The 19,140-nt window shown below is 60.6% G+C and carries 26 protein-coding genes; 13 read left to right on the top strand and 13 right to left on the bottom strand.

Annotated features, from left to right (window positions below):
• Nucleotides 1-50: 50 nt before the first annotated feature.
• From DFO46_RS05810 to DFO46_RS05800, 3 genes are all read right to left on the bottom strand, one after another.
• Complete coding sequence (locus DFO46_RS05810) at nucleotides 51-779, bottom strand: NUDIX hydrolase (RefSeq protein WP_120276659.1); 729 nt, start codon at nucleotides 777-779, stop codon at nucleotides 51-53.
• Nucleotides 780-787: 8 nt separating this feature from the next.
• Nucleotides 788-1,897, bottom strand: coding sequence for an endonuclease/exonuclease/phosphatase family protein (locus DFO46_RS05805; RefSeq protein ID WP_120276658.1), 1,110 nt, complete (start codon nucleotides 1,895-1,897; stop codon nucleotides 788-790).
• A 152-nt stretch (nucleotides 1,898-2,049) separates the two neighbouring features.
• A complete protein-coding gene (locus DFO46_RS05800; protein WP_120276657.1) occupies nucleotides 2,050-3,273 on the bottom strand; it encodes a PLP-dependent aminotransferase family protein in 1,224 nt (407 codons plus the stop codon).
• 200 nt (nucleotides 3,274-3,473) lie between these two features.
• On the opposite strand from DFO46_RS05800, the gene DFO46_RS05795 reads away from it, so the two are divergent.
• Complete coding sequence (locus tag DFO46_RS05795; RefSeq protein WP_147412741.1) at nucleotides 3,474-4,694, top strand: GGDEF domain-containing protein; 1,221 nt, start codon at nucleotides 3,474-3,476, stop codon at nucleotides 4,692-4,694.
• A 29-nt stretch (nucleotides 4,695-4,723) separates the two neighbouring features.
• On the opposite strand, the gene DFO46_RS05790 is transcribed toward DFO46_RS05795, so the two are convergent.
• Nucleotides 4,724-5,341 carry a TetR/AcrR family transcriptional regulator gene (locus DFO46_RS05790; RefSeq protein WP_120276655.1) on the bottom strand — a complete coding sequence of 206 codons (618 nt, stop codon included), beginning with the start codon at nucleotides 5,339-5,341 and terminating at the stop codon, nucleotides 4,724-4,726.
• A gap of 67 nt (nucleotides 5,342-5,408) precedes the next feature.
• Here DFO46_RS05790 and DFO46_RS05785 point away from each other — a divergent pair, with 67 nt between their 5' ends.
• Nucleotides 5,409-5,891, top strand: a complete 483-nt coding sequence (locus DFO46_RS05785; RefSeq protein ID WP_120276654.1) for a cupin domain-containing protein — start codon at nucleotides 5,409-5,411, stop codon at nucleotides 5,889-5,891.
• A 77-nt stretch (nucleotides 5,892-5,968) separates the two neighbouring features.
• On the top strand, nucleotides 5,969-6,343 hold the full coding sequence (locus DFO46_RS05780; RefSeq protein WP_120276653.1) for a hypothetical protein: 375 nt from the start codon (nucleotides 5,969-5,971) through the stop codon (nucleotides 6,341-6,343).
• Nucleotides 6,344-6,433: 90 nt separating this feature from the next.
• On the opposite strand, the gene ilvC is transcribed toward DFO46_RS05780, so the two are convergent.
• The gene (gene ilvC, locus DFO46_RS05775; protein ID WP_062278836.1) at nucleotides 6,434-7,453 is read right to left on the bottom strand and encodes a ketol-acid reductoisomerase; all 1,020 of its coding nucleotides are present in this window, start codon (nucleotides 7,451-7,453) and stop codon (nucleotides 6,434-6,436) included.
• Nucleotides 7,454-7,476: 23 nt separating this feature from the next.
• Nucleotides 7,477-8,163: a TetR/AcrR family transcriptional regulator gene (locus tag DFO46_RS05770; protein ID WP_110790713.1), complete on the bottom strand. Its 687-nt coding sequence runs from the start codon at nucleotides 8,161-8,163 to the stop codon at nucleotides 7,477-7,479.
• Between the two features lie 434 nt (nucleotides 8,164-8,597).
• On the opposite strand from DFO46_RS05770, the gene DFO46_RS05765 reads away from it, so the two are divergent.
• From DFO46_RS05765 to DFO46_RS05740, 6 genes are all read left to right on the top strand, one after another.
• Nucleotides 8,598-8,837, top strand: coding sequence for a hypothetical protein (locus tag DFO46_RS05765; RefSeq protein WP_120276652.1), 240 nt, complete (start codon nucleotides 8,598-8,600; stop codon nucleotides 8,835-8,837).
• A 97-nt stretch (nucleotides 8,838-8,934) separates the two neighbouring features.
• Nucleotides 8,935-9,183, top strand: a complete 249-nt coding sequence (locus DFO46_RS05760; protein ID WP_110790715.1) for a hypothetical protein — start codon at nucleotides 8,935-8,937, stop codon at nucleotides 9,181-9,183.
• Between the two features lie 106 nt (nucleotides 9,184-9,289).
• Complete coding sequence (locus tag DFO46_RS05755) at nucleotides 9,290-9,538, top strand: hypothetical protein (protein ID WP_120276651.1); 249 nt, start codon at nucleotides 9,290-9,292, stop codon at nucleotides 9,536-9,538.
• A 113-nt stretch (nucleotides 9,539-9,651) separates the two neighbouring features.
• Nucleotides 9,652-9,900: a hypothetical protein gene (locus tag DFO46_RS05750; protein WP_110790717.1), complete on the top strand. Its 249-nt coding sequence runs from the start codon at nucleotides 9,652-9,654 to the stop codon at nucleotides 9,898-9,900.
• Nucleotides 9,901-10,006: 106 nt separating this feature from the next.
• On the top strand, nucleotides 10,007-10,255 hold the full coding sequence (locus DFO46_RS05745) for a hypothetical protein (protein WP_110790715.1): 249 nt from the start codon (nucleotides 10,007-10,009) through the stop codon (nucleotides 10,253-10,255).
• A 134-nt stretch (nucleotides 10,256-10,389) separates the two neighbouring features.
• The gene (locus DFO46_RS05740) at nucleotides 10,390-10,776 is read left to right on the top strand and encodes a DUF4087 domain-containing protein (RefSeq protein WP_120276650.1); all 387 of its coding nucleotides are present in this window, start codon (nucleotides 10,390-10,392) and stop codon (nucleotides 10,774-10,776) included.
• Between the two features lies 1 nt (nucleotide 10,777).
• On the opposite strand, the gene DFO46_RS05735 is transcribed toward DFO46_RS05740, so the two are convergent.
• Nucleotides 10,778-11,242: an Lrp/AsnC family transcriptional regulator gene (locus DFO46_RS05735; protein WP_120276649.1), complete on the bottom strand. Its 465-nt coding sequence runs from the start codon at nucleotides 11,240-11,242 to the stop codon at nucleotides 10,778-10,780.
• A gap of 162 nt (nucleotides 11,243-11,404) precedes the next feature.
• Here DFO46_RS05735 and DFO46_RS05730 point away from each other — a divergent pair, with 162 nt between their 5' ends.
• Complete coding sequence (locus tag DFO46_RS05730) at nucleotides 11,405-12,118, top strand: aspartate/glutamate racemase family protein (protein ID WP_120276648.1); 714 nt, start codon at nucleotides 11,405-11,407, stop codon at nucleotides 12,116-12,118.
• Between the two features lie 25 nt (nucleotides 12,119-12,143).
• On the opposite strand, the gene DFO46_RS05725 is transcribed toward DFO46_RS05730, so the two are convergent.
• Nucleotides 12,144-12,896, bottom strand: coding sequence for a pyridoxine 5'-phosphate synthase (locus DFO46_RS05725; RefSeq protein ID WP_120276647.1), 753 nt, complete (start codon nucleotides 12,894-12,896; stop codon nucleotides 12,144-12,146).
• Nucleotides 12,897-13,159: 263 nt separating this feature from the next.
• Here DFO46_RS05725 and DFO46_RS05720 point away from each other — a divergent pair, with 263 nt between their 5' ends.
• From DFO46_RS05720 to DFO46_RS05710, 3 genes are all read left to right on the top strand, one after another.
• A complete protein-coding gene (locus tag DFO46_RS05720) occupies nucleotides 13,160-14,143 on the top strand; it encodes a hypothetical protein (RefSeq protein ID WP_120276646.1) in 984 nt (327 codons plus the stop codon).
• Between the two features lie 210 nt (nucleotides 14,144-14,353).
• On the top strand, nucleotides 14,354-15,040 hold the full coding sequence (locus DFO46_RS05715; RefSeq protein ID WP_120276645.1) for a MerR family transcriptional regulator: 687 nt from the start codon (nucleotides 14,354-14,356) through the stop codon (nucleotides 15,038-15,040).
• Nucleotides 15,041-15,141: 101 nt separating this feature from the next.
• Nucleotides 15,142-15,654 (top strand): DUF4405 domain-containing protein, encoded by a 513-nt coding sequence (locus tag DFO46_RS05710; RefSeq protein ID WP_120276644.1) that lies wholly within the window; start codon nucleotides 15,142-15,144, stop codon nucleotides 15,652-15,654.
• Between the two features lie 15 nt (nucleotides 15,655-15,669).
• Here the strand turns inward: DFO46_RS05710 and DFO46_RS05705 are convergent, their stop codons facing one another.
• The 5 genes from DFO46_RS05705 to DFO46_RS05685 all read right to left on the bottom strand — a co-directional run bounded on the left by DFO46_RS05705 (nucleotide 15,670) and on the right by DFO46_RS05685 (nucleotide 19,138).
• Nucleotides 15,670-16,800 (bottom strand): ATP-dependent RecD-like DNA helicase, encoded by a 1,131-nt coding sequence (locus DFO46_RS05705; protein WP_120276643.1) that lies wholly within the window; start codon nucleotides 16,798-16,800, stop codon nucleotides 15,670-15,672.
• 73 nt (nucleotides 16,801-16,873) lie between these two features.
• Nucleotides 16,874-17,248: a nitrile hydratase accessory protein gene (locus DFO46_RS05700; RefSeq protein ID WP_120276642.1), complete on the bottom strand. Its 375-nt coding sequence runs from the start codon at nucleotides 17,246-17,248 to the stop codon at nucleotides 16,874-16,876.
• Nucleotides 17,235-17,894 (bottom strand): nitrile hydratase subunit beta, encoded by a 660-nt coding sequence (gene nthB / locus DFO46_RS05695; protein WP_120276641.1) that lies wholly within the window; start codon nucleotides 17,892-17,894, stop codon nucleotides 17,235-17,237. Before nthB ends, DFO46_RS05700 begins: the two co-directional genes overlap by 14 nt.
• Nucleotides 17,891-18,535: a nitrile hydratase subunit alpha gene (gene nthA, locus DFO46_RS05690; protein ID WP_120276640.1), complete on the bottom strand. Its 645-nt coding sequence runs from the start codon at nucleotides 18,533-18,535 to the stop codon at nucleotides 17,891-17,893. The genes nthB and nthA overlap by 4 nt, the downstream gene beginning before the upstream one ends.
• A gap of 9 nt (nucleotides 18,536-18,544) precedes the next feature.
• A complete protein-coding gene (locus DFO46_RS05685) occupies nucleotides 18,545-19,138 on the bottom strand; it encodes a LysE family translocator (protein ID WP_120276639.1) in 594 nt (197 codons plus the stop codon).
• Between the last annotated feature and the right edge of the window lie 2 nt (nucleotides 19,139-19,140).

Here is a 19,140-nt window from a genome sequence, read left to right as displayed (position 1 = left end):
CGCTCGCCGCCACACTGCCCGAGCAACTCCGCCAAGGCAAGAAAGCAGCTTCAGGGCATGGCCGCGAAGTACCAATCGAGGATTGGCAACATGGCGGGGCTATACCGATTTGCACTGCGATCCGCACTGCGGATGGCAACAGCTCTTGCGATCTCCTGCTCTGCCACCGTCCTCGCGAAGTGTTCGATGCGCGCAACCAGGCTTTCCGCCGGCTCCGCAAAACGGTGGACCCGCAGAAGTGTCAGCTTGTGCGGCCGATAGCTCGCATAGAGCACCGGATCTGCAGCGGCATCGGCGAGGTCGAGCCCGGTTTCCTCCAGCACTTCACGGCGCATATTGCCGGCCAGATCGCAACAGCCGTCAATGACATCGGACGGATCGAGAGAGCCCGCCGCGAAATAGACCTGTCCGGCATTGGCGGTATGCGGCGCCATTTCGATCGCGACCAGCGCGCCGTCACCTGCGACGAGCACAGGATAGCCAAAAAGGTGACAGGCGCCCAACTGTTCCGTTTGTTTTCGCCACCAGAGGAAACAGGCAAAGGAGGCCTCGTGCCCGACCGCTCGGACGAAACCATTGTCGACTTGCATCTCCCGCTGCAGGATCAGCCGTCCATTGTAGAGCGCAGGGTTGGCGGCCTGTTCGTCGCGCCAATGGGCGGCGATGGCATCAGCATGCGCCAGTTCCAGCGGATGCGGGGCGTCATCCACGCGGAGGTCGAGCCCTCGCACGGGCACGACGCGTCCGTCCATCGGCAGACCGATATCCACATCGATCATGACGGCTCCTAGGGCAGATGGAGGGAAATGGCCACCGGGCAGTGATCCGATGCCTTGGGTCGGTCCCAGCCGATTCGCGGATAGCGCTCGACCGCCTGTCCTGGCGGGAACGGCGTGCGAAACGGCTGGCCGTTGCGGATGATGTCGGGCACCGCCTTCGGATTGGCCCTGGCGAGGCCCGCAGACAGCCAGATGTAGTCGAGTTGGCAAAGATGCTGCTCCTCCGGCCCGCGCGCGTGGTAGAGCGTCCAGCGGTCGAAGACATCGCGTCGTCGCATCACGTTCTCGACAAAACCATCTTGTGAAAAAATGTCGAGTGCACTCGCAAGCCCGTCGCGCGGTGCAAACTCGTATCCGTGGCGACGGTCGCCGATGACGTCGATCCTCTCCTGGTAGTCGTTCATGTCACCGCAAATGACGAAATTGCGCTCGCGTGCATGGTCGCGGCCGAAACGGTTTTCGATGATATGACGAACCGCCCTCACCTCGGCCTCGCGCACCGGCATCGTGCTGGCCCGCCCGTCGGCGCCGTCGCGCCCGTTGGTCATCGACTTGAAATGCACGACATAGACCGTCAGAGGACGCCCGCCGATGAGGAGATCGAGTTCGAGGCAGTCGCGCTTGAAGATCCGGTCCTGCGGTTGGAGATTGGGGCCGAGGGCCGGCGTATAGAGATTGAGGTCGTGGTAGGTCAGCGCGGCGTGGCTCTTGACGTCCTGCACCTCGATCCGCTCGCCATGCCGAGTCTCCTCGCGCATCAGCACCGCGACATCGATCCCGCGGCTGTCATTGCCTTCCACCAGATATTTCTGCCGATAGCCGGAGCCGACCATGCGGAAGAGATAGCCGTATTCGAAGGCCTTCAGCGCTTCCATGTTGTCGACTTCCTGCAGGCACAGGATGTCGGCATCGGTGTCGGCGATGGCGAGTGCCGACAATTGCCGGGTATCGTCGGTGGCCGCGACGACTCGCGCCGCCTCCAGCCGCTGGTAGTCAACCTCGCTGCGGATCTCGAAGAGCTTCAGCACGCGGTCCGAGCGCAACTGGTTGCGAAAGCCGGTGAAATCGAAGCGCGCGACGAGGTTTTCGATGTTGAAGCTGGCTATGCGAAGCGTCATGGCGTGATTCCGGATCGGCCTCCAAGGGGCAGGTGCCCCAATCAATCACGCCACCCGAAGACGGGCAACCGTGAAGGAGGTCTGCCGAGCGGAATGCGGACCGCGCCACAGAGATCGAGATATCTCCCACGCGCGATCCGCGAGCCCATGCCTCAGGCGGCAGCCGGCAGGCTCCCGGCAATCAGACGCCCCAACCGCTTGATACCTTCCGCAATCATCGCCTCATTGGCACAAGAGAAGGACAATCTCAGCGTATTCGTCCCCGAGCGGTCGGCAAAGAAGGCCTGCCCCGGAACGAAAGCCACTTTCTCCGTCTCCACCGATCGTGCCAACAGTTCGGTACCATCCAGCCCCTCCGGCAGCGTCACCCAGATGAACATGCCGCCTTCCGGCTCGGTCCAGCTCGTCCCCGCCGGCATATGGGCAGCCAGCGCCTTCAGCATGGCGTCACGTCGTGCTGAATAGGCGCCCCTGATCTTGGCCACCTGCGCGTCGAAATGGCGCTCTGCAACATGGGTGATGGCGATCTGGTTGATCGACGAGGAATGCAGATCCGCCGCCTGCTTCATCAACACCAGTTTGCGAATGACCGGGGTCGCAGCAACGACGTAGCCGACGCGCAGCCCCGGTGCGAGGGTCTTGGAGAAGCTGCCGCAATAGATGGTTCTCGTGTCTTCGATCGACCCGCTGCGCTCGATGTCGAGCGACAAAATCGCTCGCACCGCCTCTCCGTTGTAGCGCAGATGCTGATAGGCCGCGTCTTCGATGATCGGAACATCCAGTTCGTCGGCCAGTGAAAGCAAGGCGAGACGTTCTTCCTGCGTGACCGTCTGACCGGTTGGATTGGCAAAGTCCGAGGAGAGATAGGCAAACTTGACCTCCCCCCCGGCATTGTCGGCCGCCGCCCGGTAGCTGTCCGGTGTGCGATTGCCGAAGCTCAGTTGATCATAGGTCGGCTCATAGGCATTGAAGGCCTGCAGTGCGCCCAGATAAGTCGGCCAGTTGACGAGCGCCGTATCCCGCGGCGAGAGCATCAGCTTGCCGAGATAATCCAACGCCTGCTGCGAACCCGAGGTGATGAAGATATTGTCGACACCGCATTCGATGCCGAGCCGGGCCATCTCCTTCTGCAGCCATTGACGCAGCGGCAGATAACCTTCGGAAACCGAGTACTGCAGTGCCGACGCCGCCTGACCGCCCGCGAAGATCTCCGCATAGGCCGCCTCGAACGCTTGCGTCGGAAACAGGGCCGGATCAGGAATGCCGCCGGCAAAGGATATGATCTCCGGGCGATCGAGCAGTTTCAGCAATTCGCGGATTTCAGAGGCGCGCATGCGCGAGGCACGCGTCGCAAAGACATGGTCCCAGTTCAGCATCGGGGTTTCCTCAAGGCTTGTCGTTATTCTCATACAAGATCACGAAAACCCCGATAGGTCAACAATGCTGACCTATCGGCACTTGACGGAAATGCGACCTCCTGCCACCGCCGAAATTTGACGCAATTGCGCATCGTTAATTCCCATGAATATTAGCAGAATTTGGGTTATCAGAAGTCAAATTGGAAACCGAATCGCTCATGCCAGAACGCTCCAGACCACCACTGTTTGCGACACTCGCTATCCCGATGGTGGGCGCAAACGACAAGGGGCAACCACCTCCGTGGGAAAAGCTGACAGAACTCTATAAGATCCTTCCGCACCTCTTCGCAGCGGCGGCTATTCTGTGCGCTTCCGTCCTGCCCTATTCGGAGGGTCGCAGCGACAAGGTGATTGTCGTCGCGGTCATCCTGGCTCTCCAGCTCATGATGCGCTTTGCAGCGGATTACCGATATCGCCGGCGCGCCGAAGATGCGGAGTTCAAGCATTGGCTCCTTGGCTTTGTCGTCATCTCGCTCCTGTCCGGCATTGCCTGGGGAACCTCGATCGCGATCCTTTATCGCGGTTCGGGTCCTGAAGCGCAGGTGGTGGTGCTGGCCGTCGGCTGCGGCATTGTCCAGTCCTGCGCCGCACGCGCCTATATGGCGCCGGCCTCCACCGTGCTGGTCATTCTGATCATGATTGGCATCTTCAATGCCACCGCCCTCAGCGAGGACAATTGGCTGATGCTCCCCATCTGTCTGGCCTATGTCGCGTTCCAGGCCAGCTATATGACGCGACTGGTCGACCTCGAGCAGGCCCGCGCCGCCGCCGAGCGGCAGACGGACACCCTGGTCCTGGAACTCGCGCAGAGCAACGAGAAGCTGCGCCGTGCCAACGAGCAACTGATGCGCCATGCGGCAACTGACGACCTCACGGGCCTTGCCAACCGGCGCAGTTTCGATGCCAGCCTCCAGACAGAGGTCGACAAGACGACAGCGTCGGGTGCGAGCCTGTCCCTGCTCCTTCTCGACGTCGACCACTTCAAGCGTTTCAACGACACATTTGGTCACCTCGCCGGCGACGATTGCCTTCGCAGGGTGGGTCGCATGCTGAAGGAGGAGTGCGAAGCCCGGTCCTATTCTCCCGCCCGTTACGGCGGTGAGGAATTTGCCATCGTCATGCCGGGGGCGAGCCGGCAGGAGGCCGAAATCTTCGCAGCGCACATCCTGGCGATGGCATCCGCTTTGGACTTTCCGGAGTTAGCGCTACCAGCAGCGGCATTGACCGTCAGCATTGGCCTTGCCACCATGGACTGCACCGATGACTGCGTGCACGCCCTCATCAACCGCGCCGACCAGGGGCTTTATGCGGCCAAGCAGGCCGGGCGCAACTGCGCACGCATGATCGAACGAACAAACCAGACGGACGTGACGGCCTGATCACTGCGCTCTGGCGCTCCCCGCTGTGATCAGTCCGGCGCGGAAGCACATTGACCGCCGATGAGCCCAGCCAGCATGGTTTTTGCAGCCCAGAGGGTGGTCTCGCGCGCCTCCTGCACGTTCAGTCCGCAAACATCCTTCAGCACGACCAGCGTTTCAATGCCCGTCAGGAGCGAAAGGGCGTAGATCAGGCGCTGGAAATCGCGCGGCGGCAGTTGCGGCTGCAGGGGTTCGAGCGCCTCCGTCAGCCATCCGATCCGCCGCGCCCCGCGCTTCACCTTGCTGTCGCCGGTGACCGTGCTGGCGAGAAGCGCCCGAAACATCGGTTCGTTCTCGTGGACCATGTCGAAGATGCGGCCGACCAGGACTTGCAACTGCAGCCCGACAGCCTCAGGCTCCTCACCGGACGCAACAGGCTCGATGCGGATCGACGTGGCAACCGCGTCGAGCACAGCTTCGCGGATCATTTCCTCCGGCTTGGAGAAGTAGCGATAGGCCGTGGCACGGGAGATCCCGGCGTGGTCCGCGACCTCAGCCACGGACGGTTGCGCGCCGCGCTCCGTGAGTTCACGGGCCGCACGGAGCAACTCCGCACGCGTCCGCCGCTTCTGGTTGATGCGCTCGAAACTTTTCTCTTGACTGCTCATTTCCACCTCATTATGAGACAATAATCTCATTACGGGATAAAGTATCACAAAGGAGAGGAAATGCAAGATGAGTACGACAATCGCAAACGCAACGACCGACCACCCGCAAACAGTCCACTTTTTGGGTAGCCTTCTGACATTCCGTGCCCGCGCGGCCGACACGGGAGGCATGTTCTCCATCGTGGAATCCTGCTCAGCCCCGGGCGCTGGCGCACCGCCCCACCTTCAGGCCGACGCGGAAGCGTTTCTCGTCACCGAAGGCACCTTCGAATTCATGCTGGGTGAGACCTGGCGTCGTTGCGGCCCCGGAGAATTCGTCTATGTGGCCCCCGGCGTGGTTCACGCGTTCCGCAACGCCGCGAGCACACCGTCCAGGATGCTGATCATCAACCTGCCGGGCGGCCCGCATGAGAATTTCTTCAAGGCCGTCGGCGAACCCGTGAACGCCGAGCCGCATGTCTTCCCGCCGATGGGAGCACCCGACGTCGCGCATCTCACGACGGAAGCCGAGCGCTTCGGCATCACCATCCTGCCGACGCCGCACCACTAAGGGCCGCATCGGACATTCAAGCACGCCTGGTGCATCCCACCAGACTTTCACGAATCCTGTCTCGAAAGGTTCGCCTCATGCGCGGATTGGCATATTTCTGTATTGTATCAGCAGCCGTCTATGGCTTGGCCGGCATGGCCTTCGGAATGGTCATGGCCGCCTCGCACGACCACACGCTGATGACGACCCATGCGCACCTCAACCTCCTGGGTTGGGTATCGATGGCCATTTACGGTCTGTATTATCACTCCGTCCCGGCCGCAGCAGAAACGCGGCTGGCGAAGATCCATGTCGGCGTGGCCACGCTCGGCCTCTGGATCATGATCCCAGGCGTTGCGATGGCCGTTCTCGGCATGACTGAGGGACCGGCGATCGCCGGCTCGCTGCTGACGATCCTCGGCATGCTGCTTTTCGCGGCCCGCGTCGCGACAGGGCATCGGGTCGTCGCATGAGGCGACGCCCGCCCCATTGATGGATCGGACGCGAAAAAGCCGGAGAGGTCGCCCTCCCCGGCTTTGTCGTATCAGACAGATGCGAAGGGCTTAGTTCTTCGCCTTGTCGACCAGCTTGTTCTTGCCGATCCAGGGCATCATCGCGCGCAGCTTCGCGCCGACTTCTTCGATCTGGTGGCTGTCGTTCATGCGGCGGATGCCCTTGAAGCGGGCAGCACCGGCGCGATATTCCTGCATCCAGTCCGAGGTGAACTTGCCGGTCTGGATGTCGTGCAGGACGCGCTTCATTTCAGCCTTGGTTTCAGCCGTGATGATGCGCGGACCGGTGACGTATTCGCCCCACTCGGCCGTGTTGGAGATCGAGTAGTTCATGTTGGCGATGCCGCCTTCATAGATCAGGTCGACGATCAGCTTCACTTCGTGCAGGCACTCGAAATAGGCCATTTCCGGCGCATAGCCGCCTTCGACCAGCGTCTCGAAGCCGGCGCGGATCAGTTCGACCAGACCGCCGCAGAGAACGACCTGTTCGCCGAAGAGGTCGGTTTCGCACTCTTCCTTGAACGAGGTTTCGATGATGCCCGAACGGCCGCCACCAACGCCACAGGCGTAGGAGAGAGCGAGTTCAAGGGCATTGCCCGAAGCATTGTGATGGATGGCAACGAGGCAGGGAACGCCGCCGCCCTTCTGGTATTCGCCGCGAACCGTATGGCCCGGGCCCTTCGGCGCGATCATGACGACGTCGACGGTCGACTTCGGCTCGATCAGGCCGAAATGCACGTTCAGGCCATGGGCAAACGCGATGGCCGCGCCGTCACGGATGTTGCCGGCGATGTCGGCCTTGTAGATGTCGGCCTGCAGTTCGTCAGGCGTCGCCATCATCATCAGGTCGGCCCAGGCAGCGGCTTCAGCAACGGTCATGACCTTGAAGCCGTCGGCTTCGGCCTTCTTGATCGTGGCGGAACCGGCCTTCAGCGCGATCACGACGTTCTGTGCGCCCGAATCCTTCAGGTTCAGCGCATGTGCGCGGCCCTGGGAACCGTAGCCGATGATGGCAACCTTTTTGGACTTGATCAGGTTCAAGTCCGCATCACGATCGTAATAGACGCGCATTGTAGTGTCCTTCCCTATGCTTGTCAGTTGTGGTGGATGTTGTTGATCGACGAACCGGTACGGGAATTTCCGTCCAGTCCCGCCGAAACGCGGTCAGTGCCATAGAGCGCGAGGAAAGCCGAGACGGCTTTCGCAGCACGGGCGCCGAATTTCTGTGTCTGGGGTGCTTCGCCGAGCAGCATGCGCACATGCAGGTCGCTGACGATCAGACCATAAAGGGTGCGATAGGCGTCTTCCCCGTCGCCGAAGCGCAGCAGGCCGTCACGCTGGCCGGCATCCAGCAGCGCCCGCGCCCGGCGGTCAATCTGGCGACGGCCGCGCTCGAGCAGCAAGGTCCCGAGCTTCGATCCGTCACGGCTGGACTGCCCAATCGCAAGGCGGTTCAGCGCCAGGGACACATCGCCCGCCAGCACCTCAAGAAGGTCATGCGCGAAGACCTCCAGATGTTCGATGAGGCTCGCGACGGTCAGCCGCTCGCCCGGACGCTCGAAGGTGCGCACCTTGCTCGCCTGGTAGGAGATCATCGCCGACAGCAGGCCGTCACGATCGCCGAACCACTTGTAGAGACTTTCCTTGGAGCAATTGGCCGCCCGTGCGAGGCCAGCCGTCGTCACGGCCTTGTCCCCACCTTCAACGAGCAAACGCAGAGCCTCTGCCAGAACGGCATTCTGGCGCGGCGTAAATTCGGAGGTCGGATTGTCGGTCGACATGGAAGGCTCCTGGTACCGTACGGTACGGTTCGCCACCTTTTATGTCTGGAGCGATCAGCAAGGTCAAGAGCACTTTGGAGAAATTTACGGCATCTGCGTCGCGGACGTGACCGTCTTTTGCGCAAACGCACGGGCCGTGTGCACAGCCTTCACCGTCAGACAACCGCCAGAGCCGATGCCGGCCTCTCACAAAAGGGTGAAGCAAATAAAAAATAATCGTTATATGTCATAGTTAAATGACGGCAAAATGACGACTTAAGTCATTGAATTTGAATGCTTTAAATTTCAAGTACCTTTTGTGATACCGGGTACTTTCACCGAACCAGTCAGTTCGATTGTGCGCAAAGGGGTATTGATTTCCCCGCCGCCCTGCGCCAAATCAGCATCATCGAACCGCACAGTTCGATTGAACAAGGTTCTAAAGGTACACGACGATGAAGATGATTGCAGCAGCACTCTTTACGACCTTCGCAGGAACGACGGCCGCATTTGCGCTAGAGCCGATCTCCGGTTCGATCACATATGGCGGTGCGCAGCCCCGGCTTGAACAGGCTCCGGCCGGTTCGAACTTCTTTCACACCTTTTACTTCAAAGGCTCCGAAGTCCACGAGGTCTACAAGGTGAATTCAGATCGGACGGTGTCCCTGGTTTCTCGCTCCATGTCGAACGACTGACCAAGACACCCTCTGAAAACAGGTGAACCACGCGCTCAATCACAATCCTGAGCTGCAGATCATAAAGCCAGCTCAATTCACGATAAGGAATACGACCATGAAGACCATCATTTCCGCCGCCCTGATCTCGCTTGCTGCCGGCTCGGCCGCTTTCGCCGCCGTCCAGCCGATCCCGGGTTCGATCACCTATGACAACGCCAACGTCCAGCTCGAAAAGGCTCCCGCCGGTTCGACCTTCTTCCACACCTTCTCCAACGGTGACGGTCGTGACGTTCGCGAGATCTACAAGGTCAACGCCGACAAGTCGGTGACCCTCGTCAACCGCTCGATCTCCAACGCTTCCTAATCGAGCAGCCTCCCGCATAACGCGCCTCCCAAGACGCACTGAGCGGTCGGCTCGGCCCTCCCCCCTTTAGCCGAACCGACCGTCCCCAACGAAAAGGAATACGACCATGAAGACCATCATTTCTGCAGCCCTGATCTCGCTTGCTGCCGGTTCGGCCGCTTTCGCCGCCGTCCAGCCGATCCCGGGCTCGATCACCTACGACAACGCCAACGTTCAGCTCGAAAAGGCTCCTGTTGGTTCGACCTTCTTCCACACCTTCTCCAACGGTGACGGTCGTGACGTCAACGAAGTCTACAAGGTCAACGTCGACAAGACCGTGACCCTCGTCAGCCGCACGATCTCCAACGCTTCTTAAATCAGAAGCGTCCCCCGTTAAGCGCCTCCCAAGACGCGAAGACCTCAAGCGGTTGGCTCGGCCCTCCCCCCTTTAGCCGAACCGACCGCCCCCAAACGAAAAGGAATACGACCATGAAGACCATCATTTCCGCCGCCCTGATCTCCCTCGTTGCCGGCTCGGCCGCTTTTGCCGCCGTCCAGCCGATCCCGGGTTCGATCACCTATGACAATGCCAACGTCCAGCTCGAAAAAGCACCTGCCGGTTCGACCTTCTTCCACACCTTCTCCAACGGTGACGGTCGTGACGTCAACGAAGTCTACAAGGTCAACGCCGACAAGACCGTGACCCTCGTCAACCGCACGATCTCCAACGCTTCCTAATCCGAAGCGCCAGCATGAACGCGTCTCTCTAGACGCAATTTGAGCGGCAGGCTCGCCCCGTTCCACCGCCCCGAGCCGCCGCCTTCATCGAAAAAGGAATACGACCATGAAGACCATCATTTCTGCCGCTCTGATCTCCCTCGCTGCCGGCTCGGCCGCTTTCGCCGCCGTCCAGCCGATCCCGGGTTCGATCACCTATGACAACGCCAACGTTCAGCTCGAAAAGGCACCTGCCGGTTCGACCTTCTTCCACACCTTCTCCAACGGTGACGGCCGTGACGTTCGCGAGATCTACAAGGTCAACGCCGACAAGTCGGTGACCCTCGTCAACCGCTCGATCTCCAACGCATCCTGATATCCATCAGAGCGTGGCAAAAACCCCGGAGCACGCTCCGGGGTTTTTCGCGTTTTTGCGCGCCGCTCCAAACTTGGTCATTCCCCACCATGGAGGCCCGTGTCTATTGTCGGGCAACAAACAAGGAGCCCGACATGCGCGCAACCCTCTTCATTCTGTCATTCGCCTTGACCATCGCCGCGACCGCGACAGTCTTCGCCAAGGAAAACCGCTGTGGCTGGATCCAGAACCCCACGCCTGGCAATTACTGGCTGGATGATGGCGAAGGCTCCTGGATGTTGATGGCGCAGGGCTCGGAGCAGGAACCACTCGGCATGGAAAACATGCCCGATTTCACCACTGGCGATTTTGTCCAGACAAATGGTTATTACGGTTATGCCTGCGGCTGCATCCAGGCAGAGACAGAGCGCAGCGCCGATTACGGCGACAGCTTCGTCGGACGCATCACCGCCATCTACAGCGTCAAGCAGCTCCCGATCAGCCAGTGCCGGGGTGACAAGGCGCTGCCAAAGCCCGAATAGGTCACCGCGCGTAATCGACCGGCACGGCCAATCCGTGCTTCAGCGTTTCCATCGAAATGGACGCCGAAACGTCGAACAGCTCGACCCGCTTGACCAGCCGTCGATAGACGACATCGTAGTGCTCGACACGCGGAAGTACCATCTTCAGGATATAATCGTAGTGGCCCGTCAGCCGGTGGGCCTCCACGATTTCCGTAATGTCGCTGATGGCGCGGCGAAACTCCTCGATCCAGTCATCAGCGTGATGTGCCGTCTTCACCAAGGCATAGACAGTGGTCGGCACACCACATTTGTCGCGATCGAGCACCACGATGCGTCGAGCGATATATCCCTGCTCTTCCAGCTTCTGGATTCGCCGTGAGCAGGCCGATGTCGACAGTGCTACACGCTCCGCGAGGTCCGAAACGGCAATGGACGCATCCCGCTGCAGAAGCTCGAGAATCTTCCTGTCTCTTTCGTCAATCACGCCGGCTCTCCCTGCACTAAAGCAATGTTGCGCAAAAATTCGGCGCACCTCATTCATATAGCGCCCCTACAACGGCGCCAAGCCTCACCAGCATCGGAAATTTTGCAACCCCATCCCAACTCTTCCGCGTCATCATGATCTGGTCAAACGAGGAGACGAGACATGAAGACGATTGGCCTCATCGGCGGAATGAGCTTTGAAAGCTCCGCAGTCTATTATCGCCAGGTCAACGAAGCCGTGCGCAACCGATTGGGTGGGCTCTCCTCCGCAGAGGTCCTCATGCATTCGGTCAATTTCGAGGAGATCGTGACCCTGCAGAAGGCCGGGCGCTGGGATCTCGCGGCCAAGCGCTTGGGTGATGTCGCATCTGGCCTGGAAAAGGCAGGCGCCGCCTGCGTCCTGATCTGCACCAACACCATGCATATGGTCGCCGACGAGGTCGAGGCACGCCTGAACGTGCCGCTCATCAACATTATCGATGAAACTGCCCATGCGCTGAAGGCCGGCGGGGCAAAGCGCCCGCTGCTGCTTGCCACCCGTTATACGATGGAACAGCCCTTCTATGCCGAGCGGATGAAGCGTCATGGGCTTGAGATCATGGTGCCTGATGCCGAGGGGCGCACCGCAACTCACAACATCATCTTCGACGAACTCTGCGCCGGGCAAGTGCTCGACGCCTCACGTCAAAGGCTTGTCGCCATCATCGAAAAAGCCAAGGCGCAAGGCGCTGACAGCGTCATTCTCGGTTGCACGGAGATCTGCCTGATCCTCGACCCAGCGGCACTGCCGCTCACCGGCTATGATTCCACCACGATCCATGCCGAAGCTGCCGTCAGCTTCGCCCTTAAAGCGTCAAGCGACATGCGCGCCGCCTGATGATAGTTGAGGCTCAGGCGATCGCTCAGATCGCCTGACCGCAGGCTCGACAGAAGCGCCGCACAGTCTCCGCCATACCGTATTCGAGCGCGTCCGCCGTCAATCCATGCCCGATCGATACTTCCGCCAGATGCGGGATGCGTTTGGCGAGCAACGGCAGATTTGCAACGGTGAGGTCATGGCCCGCATTGACGTCCAGCCCCTCCGCCTTCGCCGCATCGGCCGTCTGGCCAAGCCGCTCGACCTCGCGTTGCGCGGCATCCGGATCGTCGAAGCAGCCACCATACGGGCCCGTGTAGAGCTCAACCCGATCCGTGCCTGTTGTCTTTGCAAGCCGCATCGGCTCCGCCCGTCCGTCACCGTCGACGAAAAGCGAGACACGCATACCGCGACCGCGCAAGCGCCCGACGACACGCTTCAGGAACTCCTGATGCGCGTGCAGATCCCAGCCATGGTCCGAAGTCGCCTGCGAAGGGTCATCCGGAACCAGTGTCACCTGCTCCGGCTCCGTTGCCTCGCAAAGCGCCAGGAATTCCTCGCTCGGATAACCCTCTATATTGAATTCGGCCGTCGGGAATTCGTCGTCGATCAGCGCCCGCAGAACCGGCAGATCGGAGAAACGGATATGCCGCTCATCGGGTCGCGGATGCACGGTCAGCCCGCTCGCACCTGATTGAAGCGCGATCCGTCCAAGATGGGCAACATTCGGCCAGGGAAGGTCGCGACGGTTGCGCAGCATTGCGATGGCATTGAGGTTCACGGAGAGCTTGGCGGGCATGATGTTTGTTCCAAGGCGGGGATATTGAAGGCCGCAGATGTAAGACATCCTGCGCCAGAAGACCAACCAGAATTGCAGATGGACTGATTGGCGCGGCTGATGGGTGAAAAAAGCCCAAAAATGCGCTTCGGCCTCCTAGACTTTAGGGTATTGACCCGCGCGCCGTTTCCATTAGTCAGCTTAATCATTGTGACGGATCGCACAAATCCTGCATCGACGCGGTACGGGACGCGCAAGTTGCGTCGCCACGGCTTGGAGCATGCATGACAACCGGATTGAGGATCGATAACGGAACGGTCGCGGAAGCCCTGCAGAAGGTGCTCCGGAGCCGCACCTTCGCGCGCTCCGAACGGTTGCGGTGCTTCCTGAAGTTCGTCGTGGAAATGGAGCAACTCGGCCTCGCCCATCAATTGAAGGGTTACACCATCGGGATCGACGTCTTCAGCCGCGACGAAGGTTTCGATCCTGGCACCGATCCACTCGTCCGCGTGCAGGCTGGCAAGCTTCGCAAGCTGCTCAATCTCTTTTACGCCGAAGAGGGGCGTGACGAGCCCCTGCGGATCCGCATTCCGCTCGGTGGCTACGTGCCGATCTACGAATGGGCCGGTCCTCAACGATCCTCGAAGATCGATGCCCCCGGCAGCATCCAGGATCTTGCGACCATCGCTCGCCGGGCACGTGGCGACGCACTGGGTCTGGTCCCGGGACTTCCGCAACTCTTCATTGTGCCAACATCCGGCTCCGAGGATCGCAGCTCAATCTTCGTCAATGCCATACGGCTTTGGGAGCACAGGCTCTGGGCGGTCTGTATCGCACCCGCCAGCCTAGGTCTGCCGGCATCGGATCAATGGGCCGATCCCCTCCATTTCGAGCTGACCGTCAAACAGCGAGATCATACAACGCTGGATATCAGCCTGCGCCACCCTCGATCAGGCGCGCAACTGCTCGACGACAACAATTCGATCACGGATTGCGAAGACATCCTGAAACTGGGTGCCGCCGCCAATGAATTTGCCGGCGCCAATCTGACCATTCCCGGCCGCATCTATCGGTTCTGCCACGAACTTGGTCTCTCGACGAGCGCCATGCTGTGCCTCGATGCAACCTACCGCTACAGTCTCGACCGGTCGGATGCCGCTTATCTGCGCGCGCGCAAGCACCAGCAGGAATGGCCGGGTCTTGAAAACGCCAGCGAAGCGCTGGTGGAAATCCCGCATTTGCTGGCGCTCAGCTCCAGCCACGCCTGAACAGGCGGAACGGCACTTCCGTCGCCTCACTGACCATTACAGTCCTGCCGACAAAGTTATTTTAACATCATCGAATATATCGTGTAGATTGAATTTACGGCAGCGAATCTGTCGCCAGAGACAGGCGGTGGAAGAGAAGGAGCAGGACGACAGGAAGAGGCGGGAACCGTTCAGTCAAAGGGCGGACCGCTGCAGCGACATGGAGGGGACATGCCGAACGGACCACACCATTTGCAACCTATTTCAAAACCATCCGGCCGCAAACGGCGCGACATCATTCTGCCGGACATCATGGTTCCACAGGACCTGCCGACGGAACCGGTGGCCATCGCCGACATGGCAGAACGCTTCGGGGTCACCCACCGCACCCTGCACTTCTATGAAGAAAAGGGGCTGATCGAGGCCAGCCGCATCGGCCTCATGCGCGTTTATCAACAGGGTGATATCGCCCGCATGGCCGTGATCAACGTCTGCCGCGAGATCGGCATGCCGATTTCCGTCATCCAGGACCTCTTCGAACTGCTCGCCTCGGCCAAATCCAAGGCAGAAGCCAACCTGATCTTCGAGGACGCCCTCTCCACCCGGCGCCGGGAGCTCGCAGCTGGCCTTTCCATGGTGCACAGGCAGTTGCAGCAGGTGAACGCGCTTCTGGAAAACGAGGATGTGGTCGGCCTTCGTCGGACACCAAAACAGGCCAGTCCCGAACTCTCGGAACCGGAACACAGTTGCCTGCAGCTCATGGCCGAAGGCTACACGACCATTCGCATCGCCCGGATCCTCGAGATGAAGATCCCCGAAGTGGAAGAACTGGAGAAGACGATCGTCGAAAAAGTCGGGGCTCAGAACCGTTTTCAGGCCGTGGCCAAGGCTGTTCTTCTCGGCATCGTCGTAAGCTGAAGCTGTCGCTTGTCCTTCGTCAAAGGTGGAGACTTTGTAACGGGACGCACGTCTTTGCGAGTTCTAGAACCGGCGGGTCATCAACATTCCGCAGGTGCGTCATGCCGACTTATCTCCAACGTTACGCCACGCCTTTCACCACCGGGCTCTTTCTCATCTCCCTGATTTCGGGGACTTCGCTCTTTTTCCACTATGGAACCGCAGCCTTCCGCGAGATGCATGAATGGCTGAGCATGGTGCTGATCCTGCCCTTCTTGCTGCATGTCTGGAAAAACTGGCGGCCATTCCTTGCCTATTTCAAGCGCCTTCCGATGGCCATATCGCTTACCCTCTGTCTCGTCGCGAGCCTCGCCTTCGCCTGGCCGGCCATCACGGGTACTGCCACCGGCACCGGCGGCAATCCGGCCTTTGCCATGGTGAATGTGGTCGCGTCAGGCACCCCCGGCCAGGTCGCACCGCTGCTCGGCAAATCCGAAAGTGAGATCGTCGAGGCACTCAAGGCGAAGGGTTTCACCGCAGCCGACCTGACAAAAACGCTCTCCGAAATTGCCAGCGCATCCAATAAGGACATGATGGATCTGATGGCAACACTGGCAACGTTCAAAGCGAACTGAGCCGGTTGGAGACATTCACCGGACGATGGTAAGCGTCTCTGCCGCGCGGGTGACAGCCGTATAGAGCCAGCGCTCGCGCGTATCGCGAAACGCCCAGCTCTCGTCGAACAGGACGACGTCGTTCCACTGCGAGCCTTGGGCCTTGTGGACCGTCAGCGCGTAACCGTAGTCGAACTCGTCGTAACGCTTGCGCGTCGACCACGGCACTTCGGTCTCGATATCCTCAAAGGCCGCCTTCAGAAGCTTGATCTTCGCCGCCCCGCGATCCATGTCGTCGTCTTCAGGCTTGATCAGAAGGTTGATGCCCGGCTTCACCGTCTCGCGCGACGAGGTCATCACCTGCCAGAGCGAGCCGTTGAGCAGGCCCTTCACCTGATCGTTCCGCAAACACACCAGTTTGTCGCCGGCCTGCGGATAGTCGACGGTAAAACCCTTTAATTCGCGCAGGCGCATATTGTAGCGCCGCCGCGTCTTGTTGGTGCCGACCAGCACCTGATCGGCCCCGAGCACCAGGTCCTGCGTCACCTCGTTCTTCGAGATCACCCGCGCCGTGGTGCCATAGTCGCCATACATGATCTCCTTGCCCTCACGAATATGCATCGCGAGCTGGATGATCGGATTGTCCCGTGCCTGACGATGAATGTCCGTCAGCAGATAATCCGGTTCCTGGTCGGTGAAGAAGCCGCCACCCGAGACGGGTGGCAACTGGCCAGGATCGCCCAGCACAAGGATCGGCGTACCGAAACTCATCAGGTCGCGTCCGAGCGCCTCATCGACCATCGAGCATTCGTCGATGACGATCAGCGCGGCCTTGGCGACCGGGCTTTGGCGGTTGATCGAGAACATCGGTGCAATCGACGTCTTGCCGGTTTCCTCGTCCTCCACCGCCTCCTCGCCGCGCGGGCGGTAGATCAGCGAATGAATGGTCTTGGCATTGGAGGCCCCGCGCGAGCGCAGCACCTGCGCCGCCTTGCCGGTGAAGGCGGCAAACAGAACGTCGCCGTCCACATGTTCGGCGAAATGTTTGGCGAGCGTCGTCTTGCCCGTACCGGCATAGCCGAACAGCCGGAAGACGGGGGATTTCCCCTCCTTCAGCCATTTCGAAACGGCCTTGAGGGCCTCGTCTTGCTGGGGCGCGAATTGCATGGCTTAGGTCATGCGCGGATTCGTTGGCCCGATGCAAGGCCAAAGCCGGGAAAATCAGAACAAATCGTGGACATCAGCTCCTGAGCGGGTCGTTGGAAAGCTCAATCGGCGCACCATGCGGCGTCGCCTCCGCCGCGCGCTGCCAGCTTTCGCGCAAAGCCTCGACTATCTCGCGATCGGCAAGCCCCTTGCGCTCCAGCAGTCCCGCCAGTGCCGCGACCCAGGCGTCGAAATAATCGGAACCGTCAGCCGTCCGCCCCGGTCGGTGCACTTCGACAGACAGGCCCTCTGCCCATTCCGTCCAGCTGAACACGCCGCGCGCATGCAGATGCACGGTCATGGCGAAGGCCTGCGCATGCCAGGGTTCGGCAAAGACGGGCGCCCCTTCGGGCGAACGCGGCAAGCCCGGCGATTCCGCAAGATCCGTCACCGTCTCACACACGCTCAAGATAGCTCTCCCAGGCATCAACAGAGACGGTCAGCGTCGGATCGGCGCCCTCGCCCCAGATCTCGTCTCCCGTGAACACGACCGTGTAGACCCATTGCGGGTTTTCACCCCGTCCATGGGCATTGTCATCAGGGAAAACGAAGCTGCCCTGCACCGCCTCGATGACACCCGTCTTTGCCCGCGCATAACGCGGCAGGCGCGTGTGACCCGTGGGATGGAAATTCTTGGTGCGCACGCGGTCACCCACGCCGAACTTCGGTTCCGTCTCGACAGGGCGGTCGCAAGGCCCGCCGCGGGCCAGCACGGCGTCGACCATCTCGGCTTTCAGGACACGTTTCGGCGCACGGCCCTGTTCCAGATGCCGACCTGTTGAAAGTTCCTCGGCGGTCGCGAAACCATGCCGTTCGAGCAACATGTCGATGCCGCGGATCCAGACCTCATAGTAGCTGGCGGCCAGATAACTGGCAGGTGGAATGTTCTCCCGTGCATGCCGGCTCTCGTCGATCGACCAGGCTCCGAAAGCCCCGCAGGACAGCGTGATGCCGAGAGCGCGCTTCTCCCATTCAGCGTGGAAAGTGGGTTCGTCCTTTTCCGGCGCCACAGGCCCGAAACCCATCTGGCCACCAAGATCATGAGGCCCGTTCATCGCGTAACCTCCGGTGAACGGGCCAGAGCGGTGCCGATCATCGAGTCGCGGGTCACGAGGTCGGCGAGTTGATCTTCACTGTATGCTTCCGTACCGGCAGGGCGCTCAGGCACGACCAGATACCGCAGCTCCGCCGTCGAATCCCACACCCTGATGCCCACGGTTGCCGGCAGGGTCACGCCGAACTCGGCCAGCACGCCGCGCGGATCGATCACCGCCCGCGAGCGATAGGCCGGCGCCTTGTACCAGACCGGCGGCAGCCCGAGCACCGACCACGGGTAACAGGAGCACAGGGTGCAGACGACGAGATTGTGGGTGTCGGGCGTGTTGAACACAGCCCGCATGTGCTCGCCCTGTCGACCCGTATAGCCGAGGCTTGCGATCGCTTCCGTCGCATCGCGCTTCAGCCAGCCAGCGAATGCGGGATCGGCCCAGGCCTTGGCCACAACCCGCGCACCGTTCCTCGGCCCCACCTTCGTCTCGTAGGTCTCGACGATCGCATCGATCGCATCCGGATCGATCAAGCCCTTTTCGGTCAGCAGCGTTTCGAGCGCCTTCACCCGCGCCTGCATGTCCGAATACTGGTTGTCGTGGTGGTGATCATGTCCATGATCATGGTGGTCGTGGTGATGGCCGGACATCGGACTTTCCTATTTCAGCATGGGCCAGAGACTGAGGACCAGAAGCACCGCCATGGTGATGTTGAACCATTTGAGCCTGACCGGCACCGACAGCCACTCTCGAAGCGCCGAGCCGAAGCCCGCCCAGGTCGAGACGCTCGGAATATTCACGGCCGCAAAGACCAAAGCGACCAGCCCCACGGTCAGAGCATAGTGCTGCGGATTTGGATAAACCGCCATCGCCGTAACCGCCATGACCCAGGCTTTCGGATTGATCCATTGGAAGGCTGCAGCGCTGAAAAAGCTCATCGGTCTCGTCTTGATTTCCCCGTCCCCCAGCGACCGCGACGAACCGATTTTCCATGCGATCCACAAAAGATACAATCCTCCCGCGACCTTGAGCGCAATGAAAGCCGGCGGATAAGCGGCAAGAATAGCACCCAGACCGAAGCCAACGCCGATGAGCAATGACAGGAAGCCGGCGCCGATCCCCAACATGTGCGGAATGGTGCGCCGGAAGCCGAAATTCACCCCCGAGGCAAACAGCATCATGTTGTTCGGACCCGGCGTGATGGAGGTGGCAAAGGCAAAGACGACGAGCGCCAGCAGCGTATCGGCCGACATGG

The sequence above is a fragment of the Rhizobium sp. AG855 genome, assembly GCF_003610655.1.
Classification (GTDB): Bacteria; Pseudomonadota; Alphaproteobacteria; order Rhizobiales; family Rhizobiaceae; genus Allorhizobium; species Allorhizobium wuzhouense.
This window is presented reverse-complemented; position numbering and strand designations above follow the sequence as displayed.